Origin of the sequence: Streptomyces sp. NPDC057963 (assembly GCF_042887155.1) — a bacterium.
Classification (GTDB): Bacteria; Actinomycetota; Actinomycetes; order Streptomycetales; family Streptomycetaceae; genus Streptomyces.
This window is the reverse complement of record NZ_JBHVPX010000046.1, coordinates 1-21,483: the sequence shown is the minus strand read 5'-3', so window position 1 is coordinate 21,483 and position 21,483 is coordinate 1. Positions and strand designations below refer to the sequence as shown.

The 21,483-nt window shown below is 70.2% G+C and carries 15 protein-coding genes; 11 read left to right on the top strand and 4 right to left on the bottom strand.

Annotated features, from left to right (window positions below; translation table 11 throughout):
• The first annotated feature begins 1 nt into the window (after position 1).
• From mtrA to ACFVT1_RS39985, 6 genes are all read left to right on the top strand, one after another.
• Positions 2-691, top strand: a complete 690-nt coding sequence (gene mtrA, locus ACFVT1_RS40010) for an MtrAB system response regulator MtrA (protein WP_205375139.1) — start codon at positions 2-4, stop codon at positions 689-691.
• 1 nt (position 692) lies between these two features.
• Positions 693-2,717 carry an MtrAB system histidine kinase MtrB gene (gene mtrB / locus ACFVT1_RS40005; RefSeq protein ID WP_389805472.1) on the top strand — a complete coding sequence of 675 codons (2,025 nt, stop codon included), beginning with the start codon at positions 693-695 and terminating at the stop codon, positions 2,715-2,717.
• Between the two features lie 43 nt (positions 2,718-2,760).
• The gene (locus ACFVT1_RS40000) at positions 2,761-4,572 is read left to right on the top strand and encodes an LpqB family beta-propeller domain-containing protein (RefSeq protein ID WP_389805492.1); all 1,812 of its coding nucleotides are present in this window, start codon (positions 2,761-2,763) and stop codon (positions 4,570-4,572) included.
• Between the two features lie 71 nt (positions 4,573-4,643).
• Positions 4,644-5,372, top strand: coding sequence for a ComF family protein (locus tag ACFVT1_RS39995; protein ID WP_389805468.1), 729 nt, complete (start codon positions 4,644-4,646; stop codon positions 5,370-5,372).
• A 321-nt stretch (positions 5,373-5,693) separates the two neighbouring features.
• Positions 5,694-6,383, top strand: coding sequence for a ribosome hibernation-promoting factor, HPF/YfiA family (gene hpf / locus ACFVT1_RS39990; RefSeq protein ID WP_362209358.1), 690 nt, complete (start codon positions 5,694-5,696; stop codon positions 6,381-6,383).
• Between the two features lie 185 nt (positions 6,384-6,568).
• The gene (locus ACFVT1_RS39985) at positions 6,569-7,312 is read left to right on the top strand and encodes a response regulator (RefSeq protein ID WP_389805465.1); all 744 of its coding nucleotides are present in this window, start codon (positions 6,569-6,571) and stop codon (positions 7,310-7,312) included.
• Between the two features lie 96 nt (positions 7,313-7,408).
• Here ACFVT1_RS39985 and ACFVT1_RS39980 read toward each other — a convergent pair whose 3' ends face one another.
• Together ACFVT1_RS39980 and ACFVT1_RS39975 are read right to left on the bottom strand one after the other, a co-directional pair.
• On the bottom strand, positions 7,409-8,584 hold the full coding sequence (locus tag ACFVT1_RS39980) for a winged helix-turn-helix domain-containing protein (RefSeq protein WP_389805464.1): 1,176 nt from the start codon (positions 8,582-8,584) through the stop codon (positions 7,409-7,411).
• Positions 8,585-8,677: 93 nt separating this feature from the next.
• Positions 8,678-9,253, bottom strand: coding sequence for a GNAT family N-acetyltransferase (locus ACFVT1_RS39975; protein WP_389805461.1), 576 nt, complete (start codon positions 9,251-9,253; stop codon positions 8,678-8,680).
• Between the two features lie 240 nt (positions 9,254-9,493).
• On the opposite strand from ACFVT1_RS39975, the gene secA reads away from it, so the two are divergent.
• Positions 9,494-12,313, top strand: a complete 2,820-nt coding sequence (gene secA / locus ACFVT1_RS39970; RefSeq protein ID WP_389805458.1) for a preprotein translocase subunit SecA — start codon at positions 9,494-9,496, stop codon at positions 12,311-12,313.
• 170 nt (positions 12,314-12,483) lie between these two features.
• Entirely contained in the window at positions 12,484-12,879 is a 396-nt protein-coding gene (locus ACFVT1_RS39965) for a tyrosine-protein phosphatase (protein WP_389805456.1), read from the top strand.
• A gap of 202 nt (positions 12,880-13,081) precedes the next feature.
• Here ACFVT1_RS39965 and ACFVT1_RS39960 read toward each other — a convergent pair whose 3' ends face one another.
• Positions 13,082-13,507: an Rv3235 family protein gene (locus ACFVT1_RS39960; RefSeq protein WP_389805452.1), complete on the bottom strand. Its 426-nt coding sequence runs from the start codon at positions 13,505-13,507 to the stop codon at positions 13,082-13,084.
• Between the two features lie 290 nt (positions 13,508-13,797).
• Here ACFVT1_RS39960 and ACFVT1_RS39955 point away from each other — a divergent pair, with 290 nt between their 5' ends.
• Entirely contained in the window at positions 13,798-14,304 is a 507-nt protein-coding gene (locus ACFVT1_RS39955; protein ID WP_389805449.1) for a DUF6912 family protein, read from the top strand.
• Between the two features lie 204 nt (positions 14,305-14,508).
• Positions 14,509-15,180: an HAD family hydrolase gene (locus ACFVT1_RS39950; RefSeq protein ID WP_389805447.1), complete on the top strand. Its 672-nt coding sequence runs from the start codon at positions 14,509-14,511 to the stop codon at positions 15,178-15,180.
• 17 nt (positions 15,181-15,197) lie between these two features.
• Here ACFVT1_RS39950 and ACFVT1_RS39945 read toward each other — a convergent pair whose 3' ends face one another.
• Positions 15,198-15,767 (bottom strand): DJ-1/PfpI family protein, encoded by a 570-nt coding sequence (locus tag ACFVT1_RS39945; protein WP_351085319.1) that lies wholly within the window; start codon positions 15,765-15,767, stop codon positions 15,198-15,200.
• A gap of 390 nt (positions 15,768-16,157) precedes the next feature.
• On the opposite strand from ACFVT1_RS39945, the gene ACFVT1_RS39940 reads away from it, so the two are divergent.
• Positions 16,158-21,170, top strand: coding sequence for an NAD-glutamate dehydrogenase (locus ACFVT1_RS39940; protein ID WP_389805445.1), 5,013 nt, complete (start codon positions 16,158-16,160; stop codon positions 21,168-21,170).
• The last annotated feature ends 313 nt before the right edge of the window (positions 21,171-21,483 follow it).

Here is a 21,483-nt window from a genome sequence, read left to right as displayed (position 1 = left end):
GATGATGTCGATTATGAAGGGACGCGTCCTTGTCGTCGACGACGACACCGCACTGGCCGAGATGCTCGGGATTGTGCTGCGTGGTGAAGGGTTCGAGCCGTCGTTCGTAGCGGACGGCGACAAGGCACTTGCCGCATTTCGTGAGGCCAAGCCGGACCTGGTCCTGCTGGATCTGATGCTGCCCGGAAGGGACGGCATCGAGGTCTGCAGGCTGATCAGGGCCGAGTCGGGTGTGCCGATCGTCATGCTCACTGCCAAGAGCGACACGGTTGACGTGGTGGTGGGCCTGGAGTCAGGGGCCGACGACTACATTGTCAAGCCGTTCAAACCTAAGGAGTTGGTTGCCCGGATCAGGGCACGTCTGCGGAGGTCCGAGGAGCCGGCGCCGGAGCAGCTGGCCATCGGGGATCTGGTCATCGATGTGGCCGGTCACTCGGTGAAGCGGGACGGGCAGTCGATCGCCCTCACTCCGCTGGAGTTCGACCTGCTGGTCGCGCTCGCCCGCAAGCCGTGGCAGGTCTTCACCCGTGAGGTACTGCTGGAGCAGGTGTGGGGATACCGCCACGCCGCCGACACCCGGCTGGTGAATGTGCACGTTCAGCGACTGCGTTCCAAGGTCGAGAAGGACCCGGAGCGGCCGGAGATCGTGGTGACCGTCCGCGGGGTCGGTTACAAGGCCGGACCGAGCTGAGATGCCCCTGAGTAGCGCTGCTCCGCAGCCCGGGGAGCCGGGAGCCCGTGCGGAGCGGGCTGCTGGTCCAGGACACAGGGCGTCCCAGGTCGGGCGCCTTCTGCAGGGTGGCCGGTTCTTCCACGACCGGGCGCCCGGGGGCCCCGTGCCGCGACTGCTGATGCGCTGGGTGCGGCGTCCGCTGCTGCCCGCCGTGCGGCTGTGGCGACGCAACATCCAGCTGCGGGTCGTGGCGGGCACGCTGCTCATGTCGCTCGGTGTGGTGCTGCTCCTCGGGCTGGTGGTGATCGGGCAGGTGCGCAACGGACTGCTCGAAGCGAAGGGCAAGGCTGCCCAGACCCAGGCCGCGGGCGGTTTCGCGGCGGCCCAGGAGAAGGCGAACGCCCCTCTGAACCCCGGCGGGCAGGGCGGCGACGCGTCGGACGGCACCACGGCCAACAACTCCTGGCGCACCGAGCTCGTCGACCAGCTCGCCAGCGGCGGCAAGAACGCCTTCAATGTGGTGGCGCTCAGCGCCGACGAGGGCACCCGTGCGCCGCGCGGTTCGGGCAGTGTGGAGGCGGCGAGCATCCCGCAGAGACTGCGGGACTCCGTGAACAAGGGCCCGGGGGCCTTCCAGACGTACTCCATGATCCAGTACGCGAACGGGCAGGAGCAGCAGCCGGGGCTGGTCGTGGGCAAGCGGCTCTACGACATCGACCACAACCCGTACCAGCTCTACTACCTCTTCCCGCTGACGCAGGAGGAGAAGTCATTGACACTGGTCAAGGGCACGCTGGCGACTGCGGGACTGTTCGTGGTCGTGCTGCTCGGGGCCATCGCGTGGTTCGTGGTGCGGCAGGTCGTCACGCCCGTCCGGATGGCGGCGGGCATCGCCGAGCGGCTCTCCGCGGGCAGGCTCCAGGAGCGGATGAAGGTCGCGGGCGAGGACGACATCGCCCGGCTCGGTGAGGCCTTCAACAAGATGGCGCAGAACCTGCAGCTGAAGATCCAGCAGCTGGAGGAGCTGTCCCGGATGCAGCGGCGCTTCGTCTCCGACGTCTCCCACGAGCTGCGGACACCGCTGACGACCGTACGGATGGCCGCCGATGTCATCCACGAGGCCCGCAGCGACTTCGATCCCGTGACGGCGCGCTCCGCGGAGCTGCTGGGGGACCAGCTCGACCGGTTCGAGTCGCTGCTCGCCGATCTGCTGGAGATCAGCCGGTTCGACGCGGGCGCTGCGGCGCTGGAGGCCGAGCCGATAGATCTGCGGCAGGTCGTCCGGCGGGTGATCGGCGGGGCGGAACCGCTGGCCGAACGCAAGGGCACCCGGATCCGGGTGGTCGGCGACGAGCAGCCGGTGATAGCGGAGGCCGACGCGCGGCGGGTCGAGCGCGTTCTGCGCAACCTCGTGGTCAACGCCGTCGAGCACGGCGAGGGCCGGGACGTGGTGGTGCGGATGGGGGTGGCCGGAGGCGCGGTCGCCGTGGCCGTACGGGATTACGGCGTGGGGCTCAAGCCCGGCGAGGCGACGCGGGTGTTCAACCGTTTCTGGCGGGCCGACCCGGCCCGCGCGCGGACGACCGGCGGTACCGGGCTCGGGCTGTCCATCGCCGTGGAGGACGCCCGGCTGCACGGCGGCTGGCTGCAGGCCTGGGGCGAGCCCGGTGGCGGTTCGCAGTTCCGGCTGACACTGCCGCGTACGGCGGACGAACCACTGCGCGGATCGCCGATACCGCTGGAGCCCGAGGACTCCCGGCGCAGCCGGGAGAGCCGGGAGCGGGCCACGGCTGCTCCCGCGACCGGGGACGAGCACCGGCTGACGGCGGTGCCGGTACAGCCCGGCGGCAGCGACCGGGGCGCGCTCCCCGTGCCCTCACGTGCCCCCGTGGCCTCCCGGACGGCGCCGGCCTCGGTGCATCCGGCCGCCCTGCCGGGCAGCGGTGCACGGGTGGTGGCGCGCCCGGCCGGGAACCGGCCGGGCGGCGAGGCCGACTGTGCGGTGAAGGAACCGGAGCGGGGGGAACCGAATCGTGGGCACTGACCGTCGCCGGGACGGCCGTGGACGGGTGCTGGGGCTGATCGCCATGCTCGGAAGCGGTGTCCTGCTCCTGTCCGCGTGCGCCTCGATGCCCGGCACCGGGGACGTCAAGCCTGTCGACGCCTCGCAGCCCGGCGACTCCCAGGTGCAGGTGTACGCGGTGGCGCCGCGTGACAACGCCACTCCCAACGAGATCGTCGACGGTTTCCTGGAGTCGATGACCAGCGATGACTCGGACTTCAGGACGACTCGCAAGTATCTGACGAGGAAGGCGGCCGCCACCTGGAAGCCGAGTGCGTTCACGACGGTGCTCACCAAGGCGCCGAACCGGAGCGACCGCCCGTTCCGCGACAGCGACCCGGGCGTCACGGAGGTCACCTACACCCTGACCGGTGAGAAGGTGGCAACGGTCGACGCGCAGAGCGCCTATCAGCCGCTCGCGCCCACGGACTACAACCAGATCCTGCGTCTGGTGAAGGAGGACGGCAAGGACGGCAAGGAGTGGCGCATCGACCTCGTCCCGGACGGCCTTCTGCTCGGGCAGTCCGACTTCAGGCGCCTCTACCGTTCCGTCGACAAGTACTACTTCGCGGCGGGGCGGACGGCGGCGCAGTCGACGCTGGTTGCCGACCCCGTCTACCTCCGCAGCCGGACGGACCCCGGAACCGGGATGGACACCGTGACGCAGGCGGTCCGCAGTCTCCTGGCGGGGCCGACCAACTGGCTGCGGCCGGTGGTCGCGTCCCGCTTCCCCCGGGGTACGGAGCTGAAGAAGGGCGTCACCTCGCTCTCCCCCGACGACCGCAACGTACTGAAGGTGCCGCTCAACAAGAAGGCGGACGGCGTCGGACAGCACTCCTGCCGCATGATGGCCTCACAGGTCCTCTTCACCCTGCGGGACCTGACGTCCGCACGGGTCGAGCAGGTCCAGCTCCAGCGCTCCGACGGCTCCCCACTGTGTGTCATCGGTACGGACCAGGCGGAGGAGTTCGCCCCTGACGGTTCGTCGGGTGGGCCGGACAGCCAGTACTTCGTCGATGCCAAGGGGCATGTGGAGCGGATTCCCGGCAGTACCAAGGGCAGTGGTGTCCCGGAGGCGGTGGCGGGTCCGCTCGGCAACGGACCGGTGCGGATGAGCACGGTCGGGGTGGCCAGGGACGAGCAGACGGCGGCGGCGGTCTCGCGGGACGGGACGGCCCTCTACGTGTCGTCCATCGCCGCGGACGGCGAGCTTCCGGCAGCCCTGGTCACCAGCAGGGCCCACCGCCCGAACGACCGTCTGTCGGTGCCGAGCTGGGACGGCCGGGGCGACCTCTGGGTGGCCGACCGGGACCCCGGCGACCGGCGACTCCTGCGGCTGCCCGGGGGCACCGGCAAGCCGCAGGAGGTCACCGTGCCGAGCTTGGACGGCGGTCGGATCGAGGCCCTGCGGATGTCCGCCGACGGGGTGCGGATCGCGCTCCTGGTGAGCAAGGACGACCACACCACGCTGAAGATCGGCCGGATCGAGCGGCGCGGGCCGGAGACGGATCAGAAGGTCTCGGTGGTGGACCTGCGGCAGGCCGCACCGCAGCTGGCGGATGTGACCGCGATGTCGTGGTCGGGCCGTAGCCGTCTCGTGGTGGTCGGCAAGGAGCAGGGCGGCGTGCAGCAGGTGCGCTATGTGCAGGCGGACGGTTCGACGCCCGCGTCGGGCGTTCTGCCCGGCGTGAACCAGGTGTCGTCGGTCGCGGCGGCGGACGACGAGCAGTTGCCGCTGATGGCGGCCACGTCGAGCGACGGGATCGTGAAGCTGTCGCCCGGTGACAACTGGCAGACGGTGGTCAAGGAAGGCTCGTCCCTGGTCTACCCGGGCTGAGACCACATGGGGCCGCCCCCGGCTTTTCCACAGGGGTGGCCGGGTCCCTTCGGGGAGTGCACAGTGGAGTCATGCGGGGGTGGTGGCGGGAGATCTCCGGACTGGTCCTTCCGGTGTCCTGCGGCGGCTGCGGCAGGCCGCGGGTGGAGCTGTGCGAGGAATGCCGTGCGGAGTTGTCCGGCGGGGTGCCGCGCAGGGTGAGGCCCGTGCCGGAGCCCGTCGGCCTGCCGGTGGTGCATGCGGCCGCGGCGTACGAGAACGCCGTACGCGCGGTGCTCCTGGCCCACAAGGAGCGAGGCGCACTGGGATTGACCGGGGCGCTCGGGAAGGCGCTGGCGGGGGCTGTACGGGCCGGGACGGGGCAGGTGGGTCCTGTCGGCCCGCTGCTGCTCGTGCCCGTGCCGTCGGCGCGGCGGGCCGTGGCGGCGCGGGGGCACGATCCGACGCGCCGGATCGCGCTGGCCGCCGCCGGCGAACTGCGGCGCGGTGGCATCCGGGCCCGGGTGGCCGGGGTGCTCCGGCAGCGGCGACCGGTGGCCGATCAGGCGGGGCTCGGGGCCCGGCAGCGGCACGCGAACCTCGCGGGGGCGCTGGACGTCGTGGCCGGGGGTGAACGGCTGCTTGCGGCCGGACGGGTGGTGCTGGTGGACGACCTTCTGACGACCGGTGCCTCGCTGGCCGAGGCGGCTCGGGCGATCGGTGCGGCGGGCGGGCGCACCGCGGACGCATCCGGCGGCGGGCAGGCAGCCGTTGTCGCCGTTTCTCCCTCGGCCTTCGAAATAAACCGGAACTGCCAGTGAACCTGCATCGTTGCAGGTAGTGAGTGGGTAAAAAGACCTGAACGGAGGTACGTGCGAGTAGCGGGTGCCGACATCCGGCCAGGCAGGCTATGTTCGGTTGTGAGGAATGGTGAATGCCGGACCTCGAGGAATGCACCGCCAGCTTTCGGGCAGGTAACCCACCGGTAGCCAGAGACAGAGAATTCGGTGGGGTGGAGGCCCTGTCGATGGGGGAGGAGGAGGTGGAAGTCACCGAGTCCGCGGCTCCGGTCATGACCGGAGCCTGGTGCAAAAGGGAGATGCTCCGCCGCTGAGCGGAGCGATCCGGGAACGGAGTTCTGCGTGGACATCGTCGTCAAGGGCCGCAAGACCGAGGTGCCCGAGCGGTTCCGCAAGCACGTGGCCGAGAAGCTGAAGCTGGACAAGATCCAGAAGTTCGACGGCAAGGTGATCAGCCTCGACGTCGAGGTGTCCAAGGAGCCGAACCCCCGTCAGGCCGACCGTTCCGACCGGGTGGAGATCACGCTCCGCTCGCGGGGGCCGGTCATCCGGGCGGAAGCAGCCGCCGGCGACCCGTACGCAGCGCTGGACCTGGCCACCGGCAAGTTGGAGGCGCGGCTGCGCAAGCAGCACGACAAGCGCTACAGCCGCCGCGGCAACGGCCGGATTCCCGCTGCCGAAGTCGCCGAGACCGTGCCGGGCGCGGCGTCGTTCAACGGCGAGGGGGATCTGGTCGGCAGCGAGACGTCCGAGTCCGTGCCCACCACCAGGTTCGGCTCGCTGGAGGTACAGGGCGAGGGTCCGCTGGTGATGCGTGAGAAGACGCACGTCGCCGCACCGATGGCGCTCGATCAAGCGCTCTACGAGATGGAGCTGGTCGGGCACGACTTCTATCTGTTCGTCGACTCCGAGACGAAGGAACCCAGTGTCGTCTACCGGCGGCATGCCTATGACTACGGTGTCATCCACCTGAGGACCGATCCGCTGGCCGCCGACGAGGCGGGCGGCGCGGGCGGTGCGCTCGGCGGCTGACGTCACCCTTCCGTGGTGCCCCTGGAGCGCCTGTGCGCCCCCAGGGGCACCCGCGTGCGGCCCTGGGATCACCGCTTCGGCGTCCAGGCATGAAATCATGTCGTCCCAAGCCAACCGGTGTTCTGCGAACAGCCGTTGGCGGACCGTTTGCGAACTTCAGGCCGTGGCCTTCAGGGGGAGGAACGATGGCGGACACCTTCGGGCCCGTGCGCGATGCGAATGATGCCGACGACACCACCGGTGCGGGCACGGACGGCGGCTCCGGCAAGGAGCCGATCCGGGTCCTCGTGGTGGACGACCACGCGCTCTTCCGCAGAGGTCTGGAGATCGTCCTCGCCCAGGAGGAGGACATCCAGGTCGTCGGCGAGGCGGGCGACGGGGCGGAGGCGGTCGACAAGGCGGCCGATCTGCTGCCGGACATCGTGCTGATGGACGTCCGGATGCCCAAGCGCGGTGGTATCGAGGCCTGCACGTCGATCAAGGAGGTGGCCCCCAGCGCGAAGATCATCATGCTGACGATCAGCGACGAGGAGGCCGACCTCTACGACGCGATCAAGGCGGGCGCCACCGGGTACCTCCTCAAGGAGATCTCCACGGACGAGGTGGCGACGGCGATTCGCGCGGTCGCCGACGGGCAGTCCCAGATCAGCCCCTCCATGGCGTCCAAACTGCTCACCGAGTTCAAGTCGATGATCCAGCGGACCGACGAACGCAGGCTGGTGCCCGCGCCGCGGCTCACCGACCGGGAACTCGAGGTCCTGAAACTCGTCGCAACGGGCATGAACAATCGCGATATCGCGAAGGAACTGTTCATTTCCGAGAACACCGTGAAGAACCATGTCCGCAACATTCTGGAGAAGTTGCAGCTGCACTCCAGGATGGAAGCCGTGGTCTATGCGATGCGGGAGAAGATCCTGGAGATCAGGTGACCAGCCCTGCGACGGGGCCGAACGGGCCGGACGGGGTGACGGCGCCGGGTGGTGCCGCCGGGTGGTTCCGCCGGGTAAAGAGAGGGTAATGCGCGGTCACGCCAGAGCGCGGGCGATTTCCTGAGCGAGTGGCCCGCGCAGATCCGGTGCGTCGACCCGTTCCAGCCGGACATCCGTACAGCCGACCCAGGACGCCGCCTCCACCAGGGCCTCGGCCATCGGCGCCACGGCCTTCCCGCTCTCCAGGGACACCTGCCGGGCGACCAGTGTGCTGCCCTCGCGCGCCGGGTCGACGCGGCCCTGCAGCTTTCCGCCCGTCAGCAACGGCATCGCGAAGTAGCCGTGTATCCGCTTGGGCTTGGGGACGTAGGCCTCCAGCCGGTGGGCGAATCCGAAAATCCGCTCGGTGCGTGCCCGCTCCCAGACCAGTGAGTCGAACGGTGACAGCAGAGTCGTACGATGCCGCCCGCGCGGCTCCGAGGCCAGCGCCGCCGGGTCCGCCCAGGCCGGCTTCGACCACCCCTGCACCGTCACCGGTACCAGGCCGGAGTCCGCCACGACCGCGTCGAACTGCTCGCCCCTGAGCCGGTGGTAGTCCGCGATGTCCGCGCGGGTGCCGACGCCCAGGGACTGCCCCGCGAGCGCGACCAGCCGGCGCAGGCACTCCGCGTCGTCCAGATCGTCGTGCAGCACGGCGTCGGGCAGGGCGCGCTCGGCGAGGTCGTACACCCGCTTCCAGCTGCGCCGCTCGGTGCACACCACCTCGCCGTACATCAGGGCGCGTTCGACGGCGACCTTCGACTCCGACCAGTCCCACCACTCCCCGCCGTTCTTCGCACCGCCCAGCTCCGTAGCCGTCAGCGGACCCTCGGTGCGCAACTGCTTGATCACCGTCTCGTAGGCGCCGTCCGGCAGGTCGTGATGCCAGTGGGGGCGCGAGCGGTAGGCGCGACGGCGGAACGCGAAGTGCGGCCACTCCTCGACCGGCAGGATGCAGGCCGCGTGCGACCAGTATTCGAAGGTGCGGCCGCCCGACCAGTACGCCTCCTCGACCGTGCGCCGGCCGACCGCGCCCAGGCGCGCGTACGGAATCAGTTCGTGCGAACGCGCGAGCACCGAGATCGTGTCGAGCTGGACGGCGCCGAGATGCCGCAGCACCCCCGGAACACCGGCCCGGCGGTCCGGAGCGCCCAGGAAGCCCTGGGCGCGCAGGGCTATCCGGCGCGCCTGGTCGGCGGAGAGTTCGGCGGCGGGAGGCGGCACAGACGTCATGCCCCGCACCCTAGACGGCGGCACCGACAGCCGGTCGGGGAGTTCACCGACCGGTGACCGCGCAGGCGCCGCCGGGCGGCGGGCGGCCGGGAGTCAGGTGGCCGCGGGCAGATACGCGCAGGTGCCCGGCAGACCGAGGTCGGACGGGAGCAGCGCGCCGATCCAGGTGTCGCGTCGTACGCCCTTGTTGAGCAGTGCCGAGCGTTGCTCGCCCTCCATCCGGAATCCCGTCCGCAGCGCCACGGCACGCGAGGGGACGTTGCCGACCTCGGCCCGCCATTCCAGCCGGTCGCCGCCGAGCGAGGCGAAGGTCCAGCGGGCGGCGCACAGCACCGCCTCCGCCGTGTAGCCGCGGCCCCGGTGCTCGGCGGCGGTCCAGAAGCCCACCTCGTACGTGCCCGGAAGATTGCGGCGATTGATGCCGAGCGCGCCCGCCAGGGCCCCGCTCTCGCGCAGGACGACCGCGAAGTTGTACATGGAGTCGTCGTCCCAGCCGCCGGGGGACAGCTTCTCCGTGAAGAACTCGGCGTCGGCGCGCCCGTACGGGGAGGGCACGACCGTCCAGCGCTGGATGTCCGGGTCCTGGCAGGCGGCGAGGATCCCGTCCGTGTCGCCGCTCGTGAAGGGGCGCAGCAGCAGACGCTCGGTGGTGAGGGTGATCGGCTCCATGTACGGATTCTGGTGAGGCGCCGGTTGAGAAGCGAACACTTTTCGGACTTCCCGGCACCTTCGGCACTCCCCGGCCGTTGACTGGGAAGGGACGGGTGGAGCCCACGCGGCGGCAGCCCTCCCGGCGCGGCGGGGTCCTCGCTTACGATGGCCGTTGCGGTGGGGCCCACCTGCCGTGCCCGCGCCAGAGTCCTTAACACGACCCAGTGCCAGGCCCGACCGGCAAGGAGACCAGCCTCAGTGTCCGTCTTCAACAAGCTCATGCGTGCAGGCGAAGGCAAGATCCTGCGCAAACTGCACCGCATCGCGGACCAGGTCAGCTCCATCGAAGAGGACTTCGTCAACCTCTCCGACGCCGAGCTGCGGGCGCTCACCGACGAGTACAAGGAACGGTACGCGGACGGCGAGAGCCTGGACGACCTGCTCCCCGAAGCATTCGCGACCGTCCGTGAGGCCGCCAAGCGGGTCCTCGGACAGCGACACTACGACGTCCAGATGATGGGCGGCGCAGCCCTGCACCTCGGCTATGTGGCCGAGATGAAGACCGGCGAGGGCAAGACCCTGGTCGGCACCCTGCCGGCGTATCTCAACGCGCTCTCCGGCAAGGGCGTGCACCTGATCACGGTCAATGACTATCTGGCCGAGCGCGACTCCGAGATGATGGGCCGGGTCCACAAGTTCCTGGGCCTGTCCGTCGGCTGCATCATCGCCAACATGACGCCGGCCCAGCGCCGTGAGCAGTACGCCTGTGACATCACGTACGGCACGAACAACGAATTCGGCTTCGACTACCTCCGCGACAACATGGCGTGGTCCGCGGACGAGCTCGTCCAGCGCGGGCACAACTTCGCGGTGGTCGACGAGGTCGACTCGATCCTCGTCGACGAGGCCCGTACGCCGCTGATCATCTCCGGCCCGGCCGACCAGGCCACCAAGTGGTACGGCGACTTCGCCAAGCTGGTCACGCGTCTGGCCAAGGGCGAGGCGGGCAACCCGCTCAAGGGCATCGAGGAGACCGGCGACTACGAGGTCGACGAGAAGAAGCGGACCGTCGCCATCCACGAGCCCGGAGTCTCGAAGGTCGAGGACTGGCTCGGCATCGAGAACCTCTACGAGTCGGTGAACACCCCCCTCGTCGGGTACCTCAACAACGCCATCAAGGCCAAGGAACTCTTCAAGAAGGACAAGGACTACGTCGTCATCGACGGCGAAGTCATGATCGTCGACGAGCACACCGGCCGTATCCTCGCCGGCCGCCGCTACAACGAGGGCATGCACCAGGCGATCGAGGCGAAGGAAGGGGTGGACATCAAGGACGAGAACCAGACGCTCGCCACGATCACCCTGCAGAACTTCTTCCGCCTTTACGGCAAGCTCTCCGGCATGACCGGTACGGCGATGACCGAGGCCGCCGAGTTCCACCAGATCTACAAGCTCGGTGTGGTGCCGATCCCGACCAACCGGCCGATGGTCCGTGCCGACCAGTCGGACCTGATCTACCGCACCGAGGTCGCGAAGTTCGCGGCGGTCGTCGACGACATCGCCGAGAAGCACGAGAAGGGCCAGCCGATCCTGGTCGGCACCACCTCGGTCGAGAAGTCCGAGTACCTCTCGCAGCAGCTCTCCAAGCGCGGTGTGCAGCACGAGGTCCTCAACGCCAAGCAGCACGACCGTGAGGCGACGATCGTCGCCCAGGCCGGCCGCAAGGGCGCGGTCACGGTCGCGACGAACATGGCCGGACGAGGCACCGACATCAAGCTCGGCGGCAACCCCGACGACCTCGCCGAGGCGGAGCTGCGCCAGCGCGGCCTCGACCCGGTCGAGCACGTCGAGGAGTGGGCGGCGGCGCTGCCCGCCGCGCTGGAGAAGGCCGAGCAGGCCGTGAAGGCGGAGTTCGAGGAGGTCAAGGAGCTCGGCGGGCTCTACGTCCTGGGCACCGAGCGGCACGAGTCGCGGCGCATCGACAACCAGCTGCGCGGCCGTTCCGGCCGTCAGGGCGACCCGGGCGAGTCCCGCTTCTACCTGTCGCTCGGCGACGACCTGATGCGGTTGTTCAAGGCGCAGATGGTCGAGCGCGTCATGTCGATGGCCAACGTGCCGGACGATGTGCCGATCGAGAACAAGATGGTGACGAGGGCGATCGCGTCGGCCCAGTCGCAGGTCGAGCAGCAGAACTTCGAGACGCGCAAGAACGTCCTGAAGTACGACGAGGTGCTCAACCGACAGCGCGAGGTCATCTACGGCGAGCGCCGCCGGGTCCTGGAGGGCGAGGATCTGCAGGACCAGATCCGCCACTTCATGGACGACACCATCGACGACTACATCCGTCAGGAGACCGCCGAGGGCTTCGCCGAGGAGTGGGACCTGGACCGGCTGTGGGGTGCGTTCAAGCAGCTCTACCCGGTGAAGGTCACCGTCGAGGAGCTGGAGGAGGCGGCCGGAGACCGCGCGGGGATCACCGCCGAGTTCATCGGTGAGTCCATCAAGGACGACATCCACGAGCAGTACGAGGCGCGCGAGAAGCAGCTCGGCTCGGACATCATGCGTGAGCTGGAACGGCGTGTCGTGCTGTCCGTCCTGGACCGCAAGTGGCGTGAGCACCTCTACGAGATGGACTATCTCCAGGAGGGCATCGGCCTGCGTGCCATGGCGCAGAAGGACCCGCTGGTCGAGTACCAGCGGGAGGGCTTCGACATGTTCAACGCCATGATGGAGGGCATCAAGGAGGAGTCCGTCGGCTACCTGTTCAACCTGGAGGTCCAGGTCGAGCAGCAGGTCGAGGAGGTTCCGGTGCAGGACGAGGCCGAGCGGACCTCGCTCGACAAGGAAGACCTCGTGCCGGCGGCACGTCCGGAGATCCGGGCCAAGGGGCTCGATGCTCCGCAGCGTCCGGACCGGCTGCACTTCTCCGCTCCCACGGTGGACGGGGAGGGCGGGGTCGTCGAGGGCGACTTCTCCAGCGGTGACGGTGGAGGCGCGTCGGAGACGGACGGGCTGACTCGGGCGGAGCGGCGCAAGGCGCAGAAGAACGGCGGGGGCGGGCGGCGCCGCAAGAAGTAGCGGTGGCGTCGCCGGCGTCTTCGTCGGCGGTCGGATTCGGCCGGGGCCGGGCACCTCTTGCGGGTGCTCGGCCCCGGCTTTTCTTGGGCCCGGCCGGGGTGGCCTGGTCCGGGGCGTGGGCGTGGGGCGTGCGGGACCGGAGCCCGGGCGGCCCGGTCCGGGGTGTGCTGGTGCAACGGGAGCTCTACCCCGCCATGGCCGAGCATGCCGGGCGTTCGACGGTTGCGGTCATCCGCCGGCTCATCGTTCCTGGAGCCCTGCCCGCGCTCGTCCACTGCGCCTCGGGCAAGGACCGCACCGGTGTGACCGCCGCTGTCCTTCAGACCCTGCTGAACGCCTCCGAAGCGGAGATCACGGAAGGCTTCCTCCGCTCGAACACCGCCCTGGGGCTCACCGGGGCTTCGGCTGTGCCGCAGGCCGGACACGGCACCCGCCCGGTCACCCGGACCCACCTGCTCCACGCCATGATCTGGATCCGCGGCCACTACGGGTCCGTGCCCGACTACCTCCTGGCGCACGGTGCCGAGGAGGCCGAGCTGCGGGCGCTGCACACCGCCTTGACCTGACGCGGTCCGGCGGGACCCCGGGCACGCCCGGCCCGACGGGCCGAAACATCTGGCGGTCCCGTGATCCGGCTGTGTGCGGGGGTATCCGGCCGGTGTCGGGCGATCTGTCCGGCCCCCGCTCCTCCGGCCGCCGAAGGGGCGGCGGCCGGAGGGGGCGCCGGGGCGTGCCGCCCCGGGGGTCACGCGGAGTCGGCGGCGGAGTTCACCGGGGTGCCGTCTCCAGGCGTTCGCCGCCCAGCTCCACCGCCGCGCAGCGCCAGCGGAGGTCTGTGCCCTGTTCCAGGCGGAAGGCCATGGCCCTCACCTGTTCGCCCGCCGCGATGCTGGCGCACGCCTCCACCACCCCCGGGGCCGGCTGGGCGCCGTGGCACATGCGGATCACGGGGCGGGCGCCGCGGGCCCTGAGCGGGGCGCGAGGGGCCAGTTCAGCCAGTTGGTCGTAGGCCTCGCCGATGGTGTGTCCGAGCATCCAGTGCACCGGACGCTGGCCGCTGAGAACCGCCAGGAGGCGCTCGGCGAACCAGTGGTGGGGGCGGACGCGCCGGGGAGTCCTCGTGCGCTGCGGTGGTACGGCCGCGGGCCTGCGCCCGTCGTGCCGTCCGGTGGGCCGGGTCCTGTTCGTGCTCATCGCTCATCGCCCCCGTGCTTCAGAGGCCCGGCCGAATACCGGGCGGTAACTTCTGCTGGGGATCTTCTACGGTGACAGCGGAGCGGCCGCAAGCGCCGGTGAGGCGCCGGAAGCGAACGCCGGGAATCACCTATCCGGGTGATGCGGCGGGTGCGGTGCGGGGCGCGAGGCAGGCGCGGGGAGGGTGACAGCCGGTTGCCGGGTGGACGGGGCGGCAGTGGTGCACGTAACCCCAAAGGGGGACGTCGCACGTATCCTGAGGGCGTTTCCGACTACGAAAGCGGCCAGCCATGCGCGTGTACGTCCCCCTGACGCTCCCCGGTCTCGCAGCGGCGCACCAGGCGGGCGAGATCGGTGCCGGTCCGCTGACCGCCTACGCGGTGACTCCCGGACTGCGCGAGTGGTACGTCTCCGACGACATCGAGGAGCTGGAGTACGCGGCGCTCAACCGGGCCGCCTCCGCCTCGCTGCGCCTGATCGCCGGGAACCCCGACGCGGCCCGCCGACGGGTCGTCCTCGCCGTCGACGTGCCGGACGGTGCGGCCGTGGCGGATCCGGACCGCAGCCTCGACGCGTCGGCGCTCGGCGAGGTGCGGATCCCGTCCTCCGTACCGCTGACGGCGGCAGCCGCCGTGCACGTCGACGCCGACGACGCGGAGAAGGACGTCACGGCCGCCGCGGCCGCGCTGGGCGCGGCGGACCTCGGTGACGACGACGCGCAGTTCACCGTGGACGGCGCCGAGGACCACGAGCTGCTGTGGTTCGGCATCCAGGAGATCCCGAACCTGATCGGATGAGGCGGGCGGGCGGGACGGCGGTGCCGGACGCCGTCTCACTGCCCTTGCCTCGCTGCCCCGGCCCCGGCTCTGGCCCCGGTTCCGACTCCGGCCCTGGCTCCGGTTCCGACTCCGGTTCCGACTCCGGCCCGGCTGCCCCGGCCGTCCTTGCTCTTCGAGCCGTTGCCGCGACCGCTGTCGTACCCGGCGGGTATTTTCTTCGTCATGGGGACGCATGGGAAGCACCGCACGCATCTGGTCTGGGACTGGAACGGCACACTGCTCGACGACAACACCGCGGTCGTCGGCGCGACGAACGCCGCGTTCGGTGAGGTCGGCCTGGAGCCGATCACGCTGGAGCAGTACCGCGAGATGTACTGCATCCCCATCCCGCGCTTCTACGAGCGGTTGATGGGCCGGATGCCCACGGAGGCCGAGTGGGAGCGGATGGACGGGATATTCCACCGGTACTACACCGAGCAGCGGGCCGCCTGCGGGCTCACCGAAGGGGCCGAGGAACTCCTCTCCCAATGGCAGCTGGGCGGGGGCAGCCAGTCCCTCCTGAGCATGTACGGCCACGACCAGCTGGTCCCGGTGGTGCGGGGGTACGGCATCGAACGGCACTTCCTGCGGGTCGACGGGCGGACCGGGCCCTCCGGCGGCAGCAAGGCGCGGCACATGGAACGCCACATCGCCGCGCTGAACGGGATATCCCCGGAACGCACCGTGGTCATCGGCGACGCGGTGGACGACGCCGTGGCCGCCGCCCACGTCGGTGCGAAGGCCGTGCTCTACACCGGTGGATCGCACAGCAGGGCCAGCCTGGAATCGGCCGGGGTGCCGGTGGTGGACAGCCTCGCCGAGGCCGCCGACCTCGCCGGGCGGATGGCTGGATAAGGCCCTTGCGGGCGCCGTCAGGCGGTCACCGGAGCCTTGGTACGCAGCACCTTCAGGAATTCGCGCATCCATGCCGAATGGTCCGGCCACGCGCGGGACGAGATCAGTGTGCCGTCGACCACCGCCTCGTGGTCCTCGAAGGTGGCGCCCGCCGCCTGCATGTCGAGCTCCAGCGCGGGGTACGCGGTGACGTGCCGGCCGGCCAGCGCGCCGACCGCCGCCGTCATCAGCGGGCCGTGGCAGATCTGGGCCACCGGCCGGTCCGAGTCGAAGAACGCCTTGAGGATCTTGCGCAGCTCCGCGTCGTTGCGCAGATACTCCGGGGCCCGGCCGCCGGGGACGACCAGGGCCACGTAGTCTCCGGCGTCGACCTCGGAGAAGGCCAGGTCGGCGGGCCAGGTGTAGCCGGGCTTCTCGGTGTACGTGTCGAAGCCGGGCTCGAAGTCGTGGACCACGAAGCGGAGCGTCTTGCGGGCGGGCGCCGCGATGTGGACGTCGTATCCCTCCTCGCGCAGCCGCTGGTACGGATAGAGGACTTCCAGGGACTCGGCGGCGTCGCCGGTGACGATCAGGATCTTCGGTGCCATGGCGGGGCTCCCACGGTTCGTCGGCCTGTTCCGACTACCAGAGTGCGGCAAGACGGGCCGACGCGCTGTCCAGAGTGTCAAACTTCGGGACCATCTTTTGTACACATACGGCTCGTGACGGCTACGGGGGCGGGCGAGATAGCCTGGACCCCGTGATCAGCGCGATACGCCTCGGGGGCAGCGAAGCCCCCGGCCTGCGCCCGGAGTGCGACAGCACCCGGGCCGTCACTGATCCTCACAGCCAGGACCGACTGCCAAGAATGGCCAATATGGTCCCGGGCATCTCTCATAGCGGCATAGCGTCGACTCAGACCGGATACCCCGTGTCGTGGCGGTACGTCGTTTTTTACACCTACGTCACGCAACGGCGCGCGACAGGAGCCAGAGGACATGCAGACCAAGCTGGACGAAGCCAAGGCCGAGCTGCTCGCACGGGCCGCCAAGGTAGCTGACAACAGCCCGGGCGGTGGTGTCGGCGGCCCGGGCGGTACCCACCCGGTGCGTGTTGCGGCCCCCGGAGCCGGCGGCACCGGGGCCGGGCAGGAGCGTCCAGGACAGGACGTACTCCTCGCCTACCTCCAGCGCTACTACCTGCACACCGCTCCCGAGGACATCGCGGGCCGCGACCCCGTTGACGTCTTCGGCGCGGCCTCCTCGCACTACCGGCTCGCGGAGAACCGCCCGCAGGGCACGGCGAACGTCCGGGTGCACACCCCGACCGTCGAGGAGAACGGCTGGACGTGCAGCCACTCCGTCGTCGAGGTCGTCACCGACGACATGCCGTTCCTGGTCGACTCCGTCACCAACGAGCTGTCCCGGCAGGGGCGCGGCATCCACGCCGTGATCCACCCGCAGGTCGTCGTGCGCCGCGACGTCACCGGCAAGCTCATCGAGGTCCTCGCCGAGGGCAACGGCATCCAGGCGAGCCCCAAGGACGGCAAGAAGGGCGGCACGGCCGAGCTGCCCCACGACGCGCTCGTCGAGTCCTGGATCCACGTCGAGATCGACCGCGAGACCGACCGCTCCGACCTCCAGCAGATCGCCGCCGATCTGCTCCGCGTGCTGTCCGACGTACGGGAGACCGTCGAGGACTGGGAGAAGATGCGCGAAGCCGCGCTGCGCATCGCCGACGACCTGCCCGGCGAGCCGCTCGACGACCTCGCCGACGAGGAGGTCAACGAGGCCAGGGAACTGCTGCGCTGGCTCGCCGCCGACCACTTCACCTTCCTCGGCTACCGCGAGTACGAGCTGAAGGACAGCGACGCGCTGGCCGCCGTCCCCGGCACCGGCCTCGGCATCCTGCGCTCCGACCCGCACCACAGCGTCGACGAGGCGCACCCCGTCAGCCCGTCCTTCGACCGGCTGCCCGCCGACGCCCGCGCCAAGGCCCGCGAGCGCAAGCTCCTCGTCCTCACCAAGGCGAACAGCCGGGCGACCGTCCACCGCCCCAGCTACCTCGACTACGTCGGTGTGAAGAAGTTCGACGCCGACGGCAACGTCGTCGGTGAGCGCCGCTTCCTCGGGCTGTTCTCGTCCGCCGCCTACACCGAGTCCGTGCGCCGGGTGCCCGTCATCCGCCGCAAGGTCGCCGAGGTGCTGGACGGCGCGGGCTTCTCGCCCAAGAGCCACGACGGCCGCGACCTCCTCCAGATCCTGGAGACGTACCCGCGCGACGATCTCTTCCAGACGCCCGTCGACCAGCTGCGCTCCGTCGTCACCTCCGTGCTGTACCTCCAGGAGCGCCGCCGGCTGCGGCTCTACCTGCGTCAGGACGAATACGGGCGCTACTACTCCGCGATCGTCTACCTGCCGCGCGACCGCTACACCACCGGTGTGCGGCTCCGCCTGATCGACATCCTCAAGGAGGAACTGGGCGGCACCAGCGTCGACTTCACCGCCTGGAACACCGAGTCGATCCTCTCCCGGCTGCACTTCGTCGTCCGGGTCGCCCCCGGCACCGAGCTGCCCGACCTCACCGACGCCGAGGCCGACCGCATCGAGGCGCGGCTCGTCGAGGCCGCCCGCTCCTGGGCCGACGGCTTCCAGGAGGCGCTGGGCGCCGAGTGCGGCGAGGAGCGCGCCGCCGAGCTGCTGCGCCAGTACGGCCACTCGTTCCCCGAGGGCTACAAGGCCGACCACACGCCGCGCGCGGCCGTGGCCGACCTGGTCCACCTCGAAGCCCTCAAGAAGGACGAGAAGGACTTCGCCCTCAGCCTGTACGAGCCGGTCGGCGCCGGCCCCGGCGAGCGCCGCTTCAAGATCTACCGGACCGGCGAGCAGGTCTCCCTCTCCGCCGTCCTCCCCGCGCTCCAGCGGCTCGGTGTCGAGGTCGTCGACGAGCGTCCGTACGAGCTGCGCTGCACGGACCGCACGCACGCCTGGATCTACGACTTCGGTCTGCGGATGCCCCAGACCAACGGCAGCGGCAACTACCTCGCCGACGATGCCCGCGACCGCTTCCAGAGCGCCTTCGCGGCCGTGTGGACCGGTGAGGCCGAGAACGACGGCTTCAACTCGCTCGTGCTGGGCGCCGGGCTGAACTGGCGGCAGGCGATGGTGCTGCGCGCCTACGCGAAGTACCTGCGCCAGGCCGGGTCGACCTTCAGCCAGGACTACATGGAGAGCACTCTCCGCAACAACGTCCACACCACCCGGCTGCTGGTCTCGCTCTTCGAGGCGCGGATGTCCCCGGACCGGCAGAGCGCCGGCACCGAGCTGACCGACGGGCTCCTCGAAGAGCTGGACGGGGCCCTGGACCAGGTCGCCTCGCTCGACGAGGACCGGATCCTGCGGTCCTTCCTCACCGTCATCAAGGCCACCCTGCGCACCAACTTCTTCCAGATGTCGGACGACGGCAAGCCGCACGGCTACGTCTCGATGAAGTTCGACCCGCAGTCCATCCCGGATCTGCCGGCGCCCCGTCCGGCGTTCGAGATCTGGGTGTACTCGCCGCGTGTCGAGGGCGTGCACCTGCGCTTCGGCAAGGTCGCCCGAGGCGGTCTGCGCTGGTCGGACCGGCGAGAGGACTTCCGTACGGAGATCCTCGGCCTGGTCAAGGCCCAGATGGTGAAGAACACCGTCATCGTGCCGGTCGGCGCCAAGGGCGGCTTCGTCGCCAAGCAGCTCCCCGACCCGGCCGTCGACCGCGACGCCTGGATGGCCGAGGGCATCGCCTCCTACCGCACCTTCATCTCGGCGCTGCTCGACATCACCGACAACATGGTGGCCGGCGAGGTCGTGCCGCCCAGGGAGGTCGTCCGTCACGACGAGGACGACACCTACCTGGTCGTCGCCGCGGACAAGGGCACCGCGAAGTTCTCCGACATCGCCAACGAGGTCGCCGTCTCGTACGGCTTCTGGCTCGGCGACGCGTTCGCCTCCGGCGGCTCCGCCGGGTACGACCACAAGGGCATGGGCATCACCGCCCGCGGGGCCTGGGAATCCGTGAAGCGGCACTTCCGCGAGCTCGGCCACGACACCCAGACCGAGGACTTCACCGTCGTCGGCGTCGGTGACATGTCGGGCGACGTGTTCGGCAACGGCATGCTGCTCTCCGAGCACATCCGCCTCGTCGCCGCCTTCGACCACCGGCACATCTTCATCGACCCCGATCCGGACGCCGCCACCTCGTACGCCGAGCGGCGCCGCCTCTTCGACCTGCCGCGCAGCTCCTGGGCCGACTACAACAAGGAACTGCTCTCCGCGGGCGGCGGAATCCACCCGCGCAGCGCGAAGTCCATCCCGATCAACGCGCACATCCGCGAGGCGCTCGGCATCGAGTCCCGGGTCACCAAGATGACGCCCGCCGATCTGATGCAGACCATCCTCAAGGCCCGCGTCGACCTGCTGTGGAACGGCGGCATCGGTACGTACATCAAGTCCTCCGCGGAGTCGAACGCGGACGTCGGCGACAAGGCCAACGACGCGATCCGCGTCAACGGCCAGGACCTGCGGGCCAAGGTCGTCGGCGAGGGCGGCAACCTGGGTGCCACCCAGCTCGGCCGGATCGAGTTCGCCCGGGGCGGCGGCCGGATCAACACCGACGCGATCGACAACAGCGCCGGTGTGGACACCTCCGACCACGAGGTGAACATCAAGATCCTGCTCAACGGTCTGGTCCGGGACGGCGACATGACCGTCAAGCAGCGCAACAAGCTGCTCGCCGAGATGACCGACGAGATCGGCCGTCTGGTGCTGCGCAACAACTACGCGCAGAACGTGGCGCTCTCCAACGCCACGGCCCAGTCGCCCTCCCTGCTCCATGCCCACCAGCGCTTCATGCGCCGACTGGGCCGCGACGGGGACCTCGACCGCGGGCTGGAGTTCCTGCCCGCCGACCGGCAGATCCGCGAACTGCTGAACGCCGGCAAGGGGCTCAGCCAGCCCGAACTGGCCGTGCTGCTCGCCTACACGAAGATCACGGCGGCCCGGGAGCTGATCCGGACCAGCCTGCCGGACGACCCGCACCTGCAGAAGCTGCTGCACGCCTACTTCCCGCAGCAACTGCGCGAGCAGTTCCCCGAGGCGGTCGACGGGCACGCGCTGCGTCGCGAGATCATCACCACGGTGCTGGTCAACGACACCGTCAACAGCGGTGGTTCGACCTTCCTGCACCGGCTGCGCGAAGAGACCGGAGCCTCGATCGAGGAGGTCGTGCGGGCGCAGTTCGCGGCCCGCGAGATCTTCGGCCTCGGCCAGGTGTGGGACGCCGTCGAGGCGCTCGACAACAAGGTCGCCGCCGATGTGCAGACCAGGATCCGGCTGCACTCGCGCCGGCTCGTCGAGCGCGGTTCGCGCTGGCTGCTCGGCAACCGGCCGCAGCCGCTGGAGATCGCCGGGACGATCGACTTCTTCAAGGCGGGCGTCGAGCAGGTCTGGGCCCAGCTGCCCAAGATGCTGATGGGCGCCGACCTGGAGTGGTACCGGTCGATCCTGGACGAGCTCACCGAGGCGGGTGTCCCGGGCGAGCTGGCCCAGCGGGTCGCCGGGTTCTCCTCCGCCTTCCCGACGCTGGACATCGTGGCGATCGCGGACCGCACCGGCAAGGACCCGCTCTCCGTCGCCGAGGTGTACTACGACCTCGCGGACCGGCTGGGCATCACCCAGCTGATGGACCGGATCATCGAGCTGCCGCGGGCCGACCGCTGGCAGTCCATGGCCCGCGCGTCCATCCGCGAGGACCTGTACTCGGCGCACGCCGCGCTCACCGCGGATGTGCTGTCCGTGGGCAACGGGACCTCGACACCGGAGGAGCGCTTCCAGGCGTGGGAGGAGAAGAACGCGGCGATCCTCACCCGGTCGCGCTCCACGCTTGAGGAGATTCAGGGGTCGGACTCGTTCGACCTGGCGAATCTGTCGGTGGCCATGCGGACGATGCGGACGTTGCTGCGTACGCACGCGTAGGAGAGCGCGAGGGCGGGGCGGTCACCGGGGGTCCGGCGGCCGCCCCGCCCTCGCGTACCCGGCCCCGCAGGACGTAACCGGAGACCTCTCGCGGATCGTCCGCCCGCAGCGGCCCCGGTACTCCGTCCCGCATGCGTCCCCCTGAGCGGTGCCCGGACAACCCCGGTGTGGGGGGGCGGGGGGGGGGGCCCCCCCCCTAAACGGGGGGGGGGGGGGGGGGCCGCTCGCCATGCGCACCCACCCCGCATCCTGCGGTCTCAGCCACCGCAGTGGAAGCGTGCGTCACCCCAGTCCGCGTGGTCGTTTCCGTTGC

What these genes read in the sequence shown, in the direction of transcription:
- mtrA (WP_205375139.1), top strand. Translation starts at nt 2, where the DNA reads ATGATGTCGATTATGAAGGGACGCGTCCTTGTCGTCGACGACGACACC.
- mtrB (WP_389805472.1), top strand. Translation starts at nt 693, where the DNA reads ATGCCCCTGAGTAGCGCTGCTCCGCAGCCCGGGGAGCCGGGAGCCCGT.
- ACFVT1_RS40000 (WP_389805492.1), top strand. Translation starts at nt 2,761, where the DNA reads ATGCTCGGAAGCGGTGTCCTGCTCCTGTCCGCGTGCGCCTCGATGCCC.
- ACFVT1_RS39995 (WP_389805468.1), top strand. Translation starts at nt 4,644, where the DNA reads ATGCGGGGGTGGTGGCGGGAGATCTCCGGACTGGTCCTTCCGGTGTCC.
- ACFVT1_RS39985 (WP_389805465.1), top strand. Translation starts at nt 6,569, where the DNA reads ATGGCGGACACCTTCGGGCCCGTGCGCGATGCGAATGATGCCGACGAC.
- ACFVT1_RS39980 (WP_389805464.1), bottom strand. Translation starts at nt 8,584, where the DNA reads ATGACGTCTGTGCCGCCTCCCGCCGCCGAACTCTCCGCCGACCAGGCG.
- ACFVT1_RS39975 (WP_389805461.1), bottom strand. Translation starts at nt 9,253, where the DNA reads ATGGAGCCGATCACCCTCACCACCGAGCGTCTGCTGCTGCGCCCCTTC.
- ACFVT1_RS39960 (WP_389805452.1), bottom strand. Translation starts at nt 13,507, where the DNA reads ATGAGCACGAACAGGACCCGGCCCACCGGACGGCACGACGGGCGCAGG.
- ACFVT1_RS39955 (WP_389805449.1), top strand. Translation starts at nt 13,798, where the DNA reads ATGCGCGTGTACGTCCCCCTGACGCTCCCCGGTCTCGCAGCGGCGCAC.
- ACFVT1_RS39950 (WP_389805447.1), top strand. Translation starts at nt 14,509, where the DNA reads ATGGGGACGCATGGGAAGCACCGCACGCATCTGGTCTGGGACTGGAAC.
- ACFVT1_RS39945 (WP_351085319.1), bottom strand. Translation starts at nt 15,767, where the DNA reads ATGGCACCGAAGATCCTGATCGTCACCGGCGACGCCGCCGAGTCCCTG.
- ACFVT1_RS39940 (WP_389805445.1), top strand. Translation starts at nt 16,158, where the DNA reads ATGCAGACCAAGCTGGACGAAGCCAAGGCCGAGCTGCTCGCACGGGCC.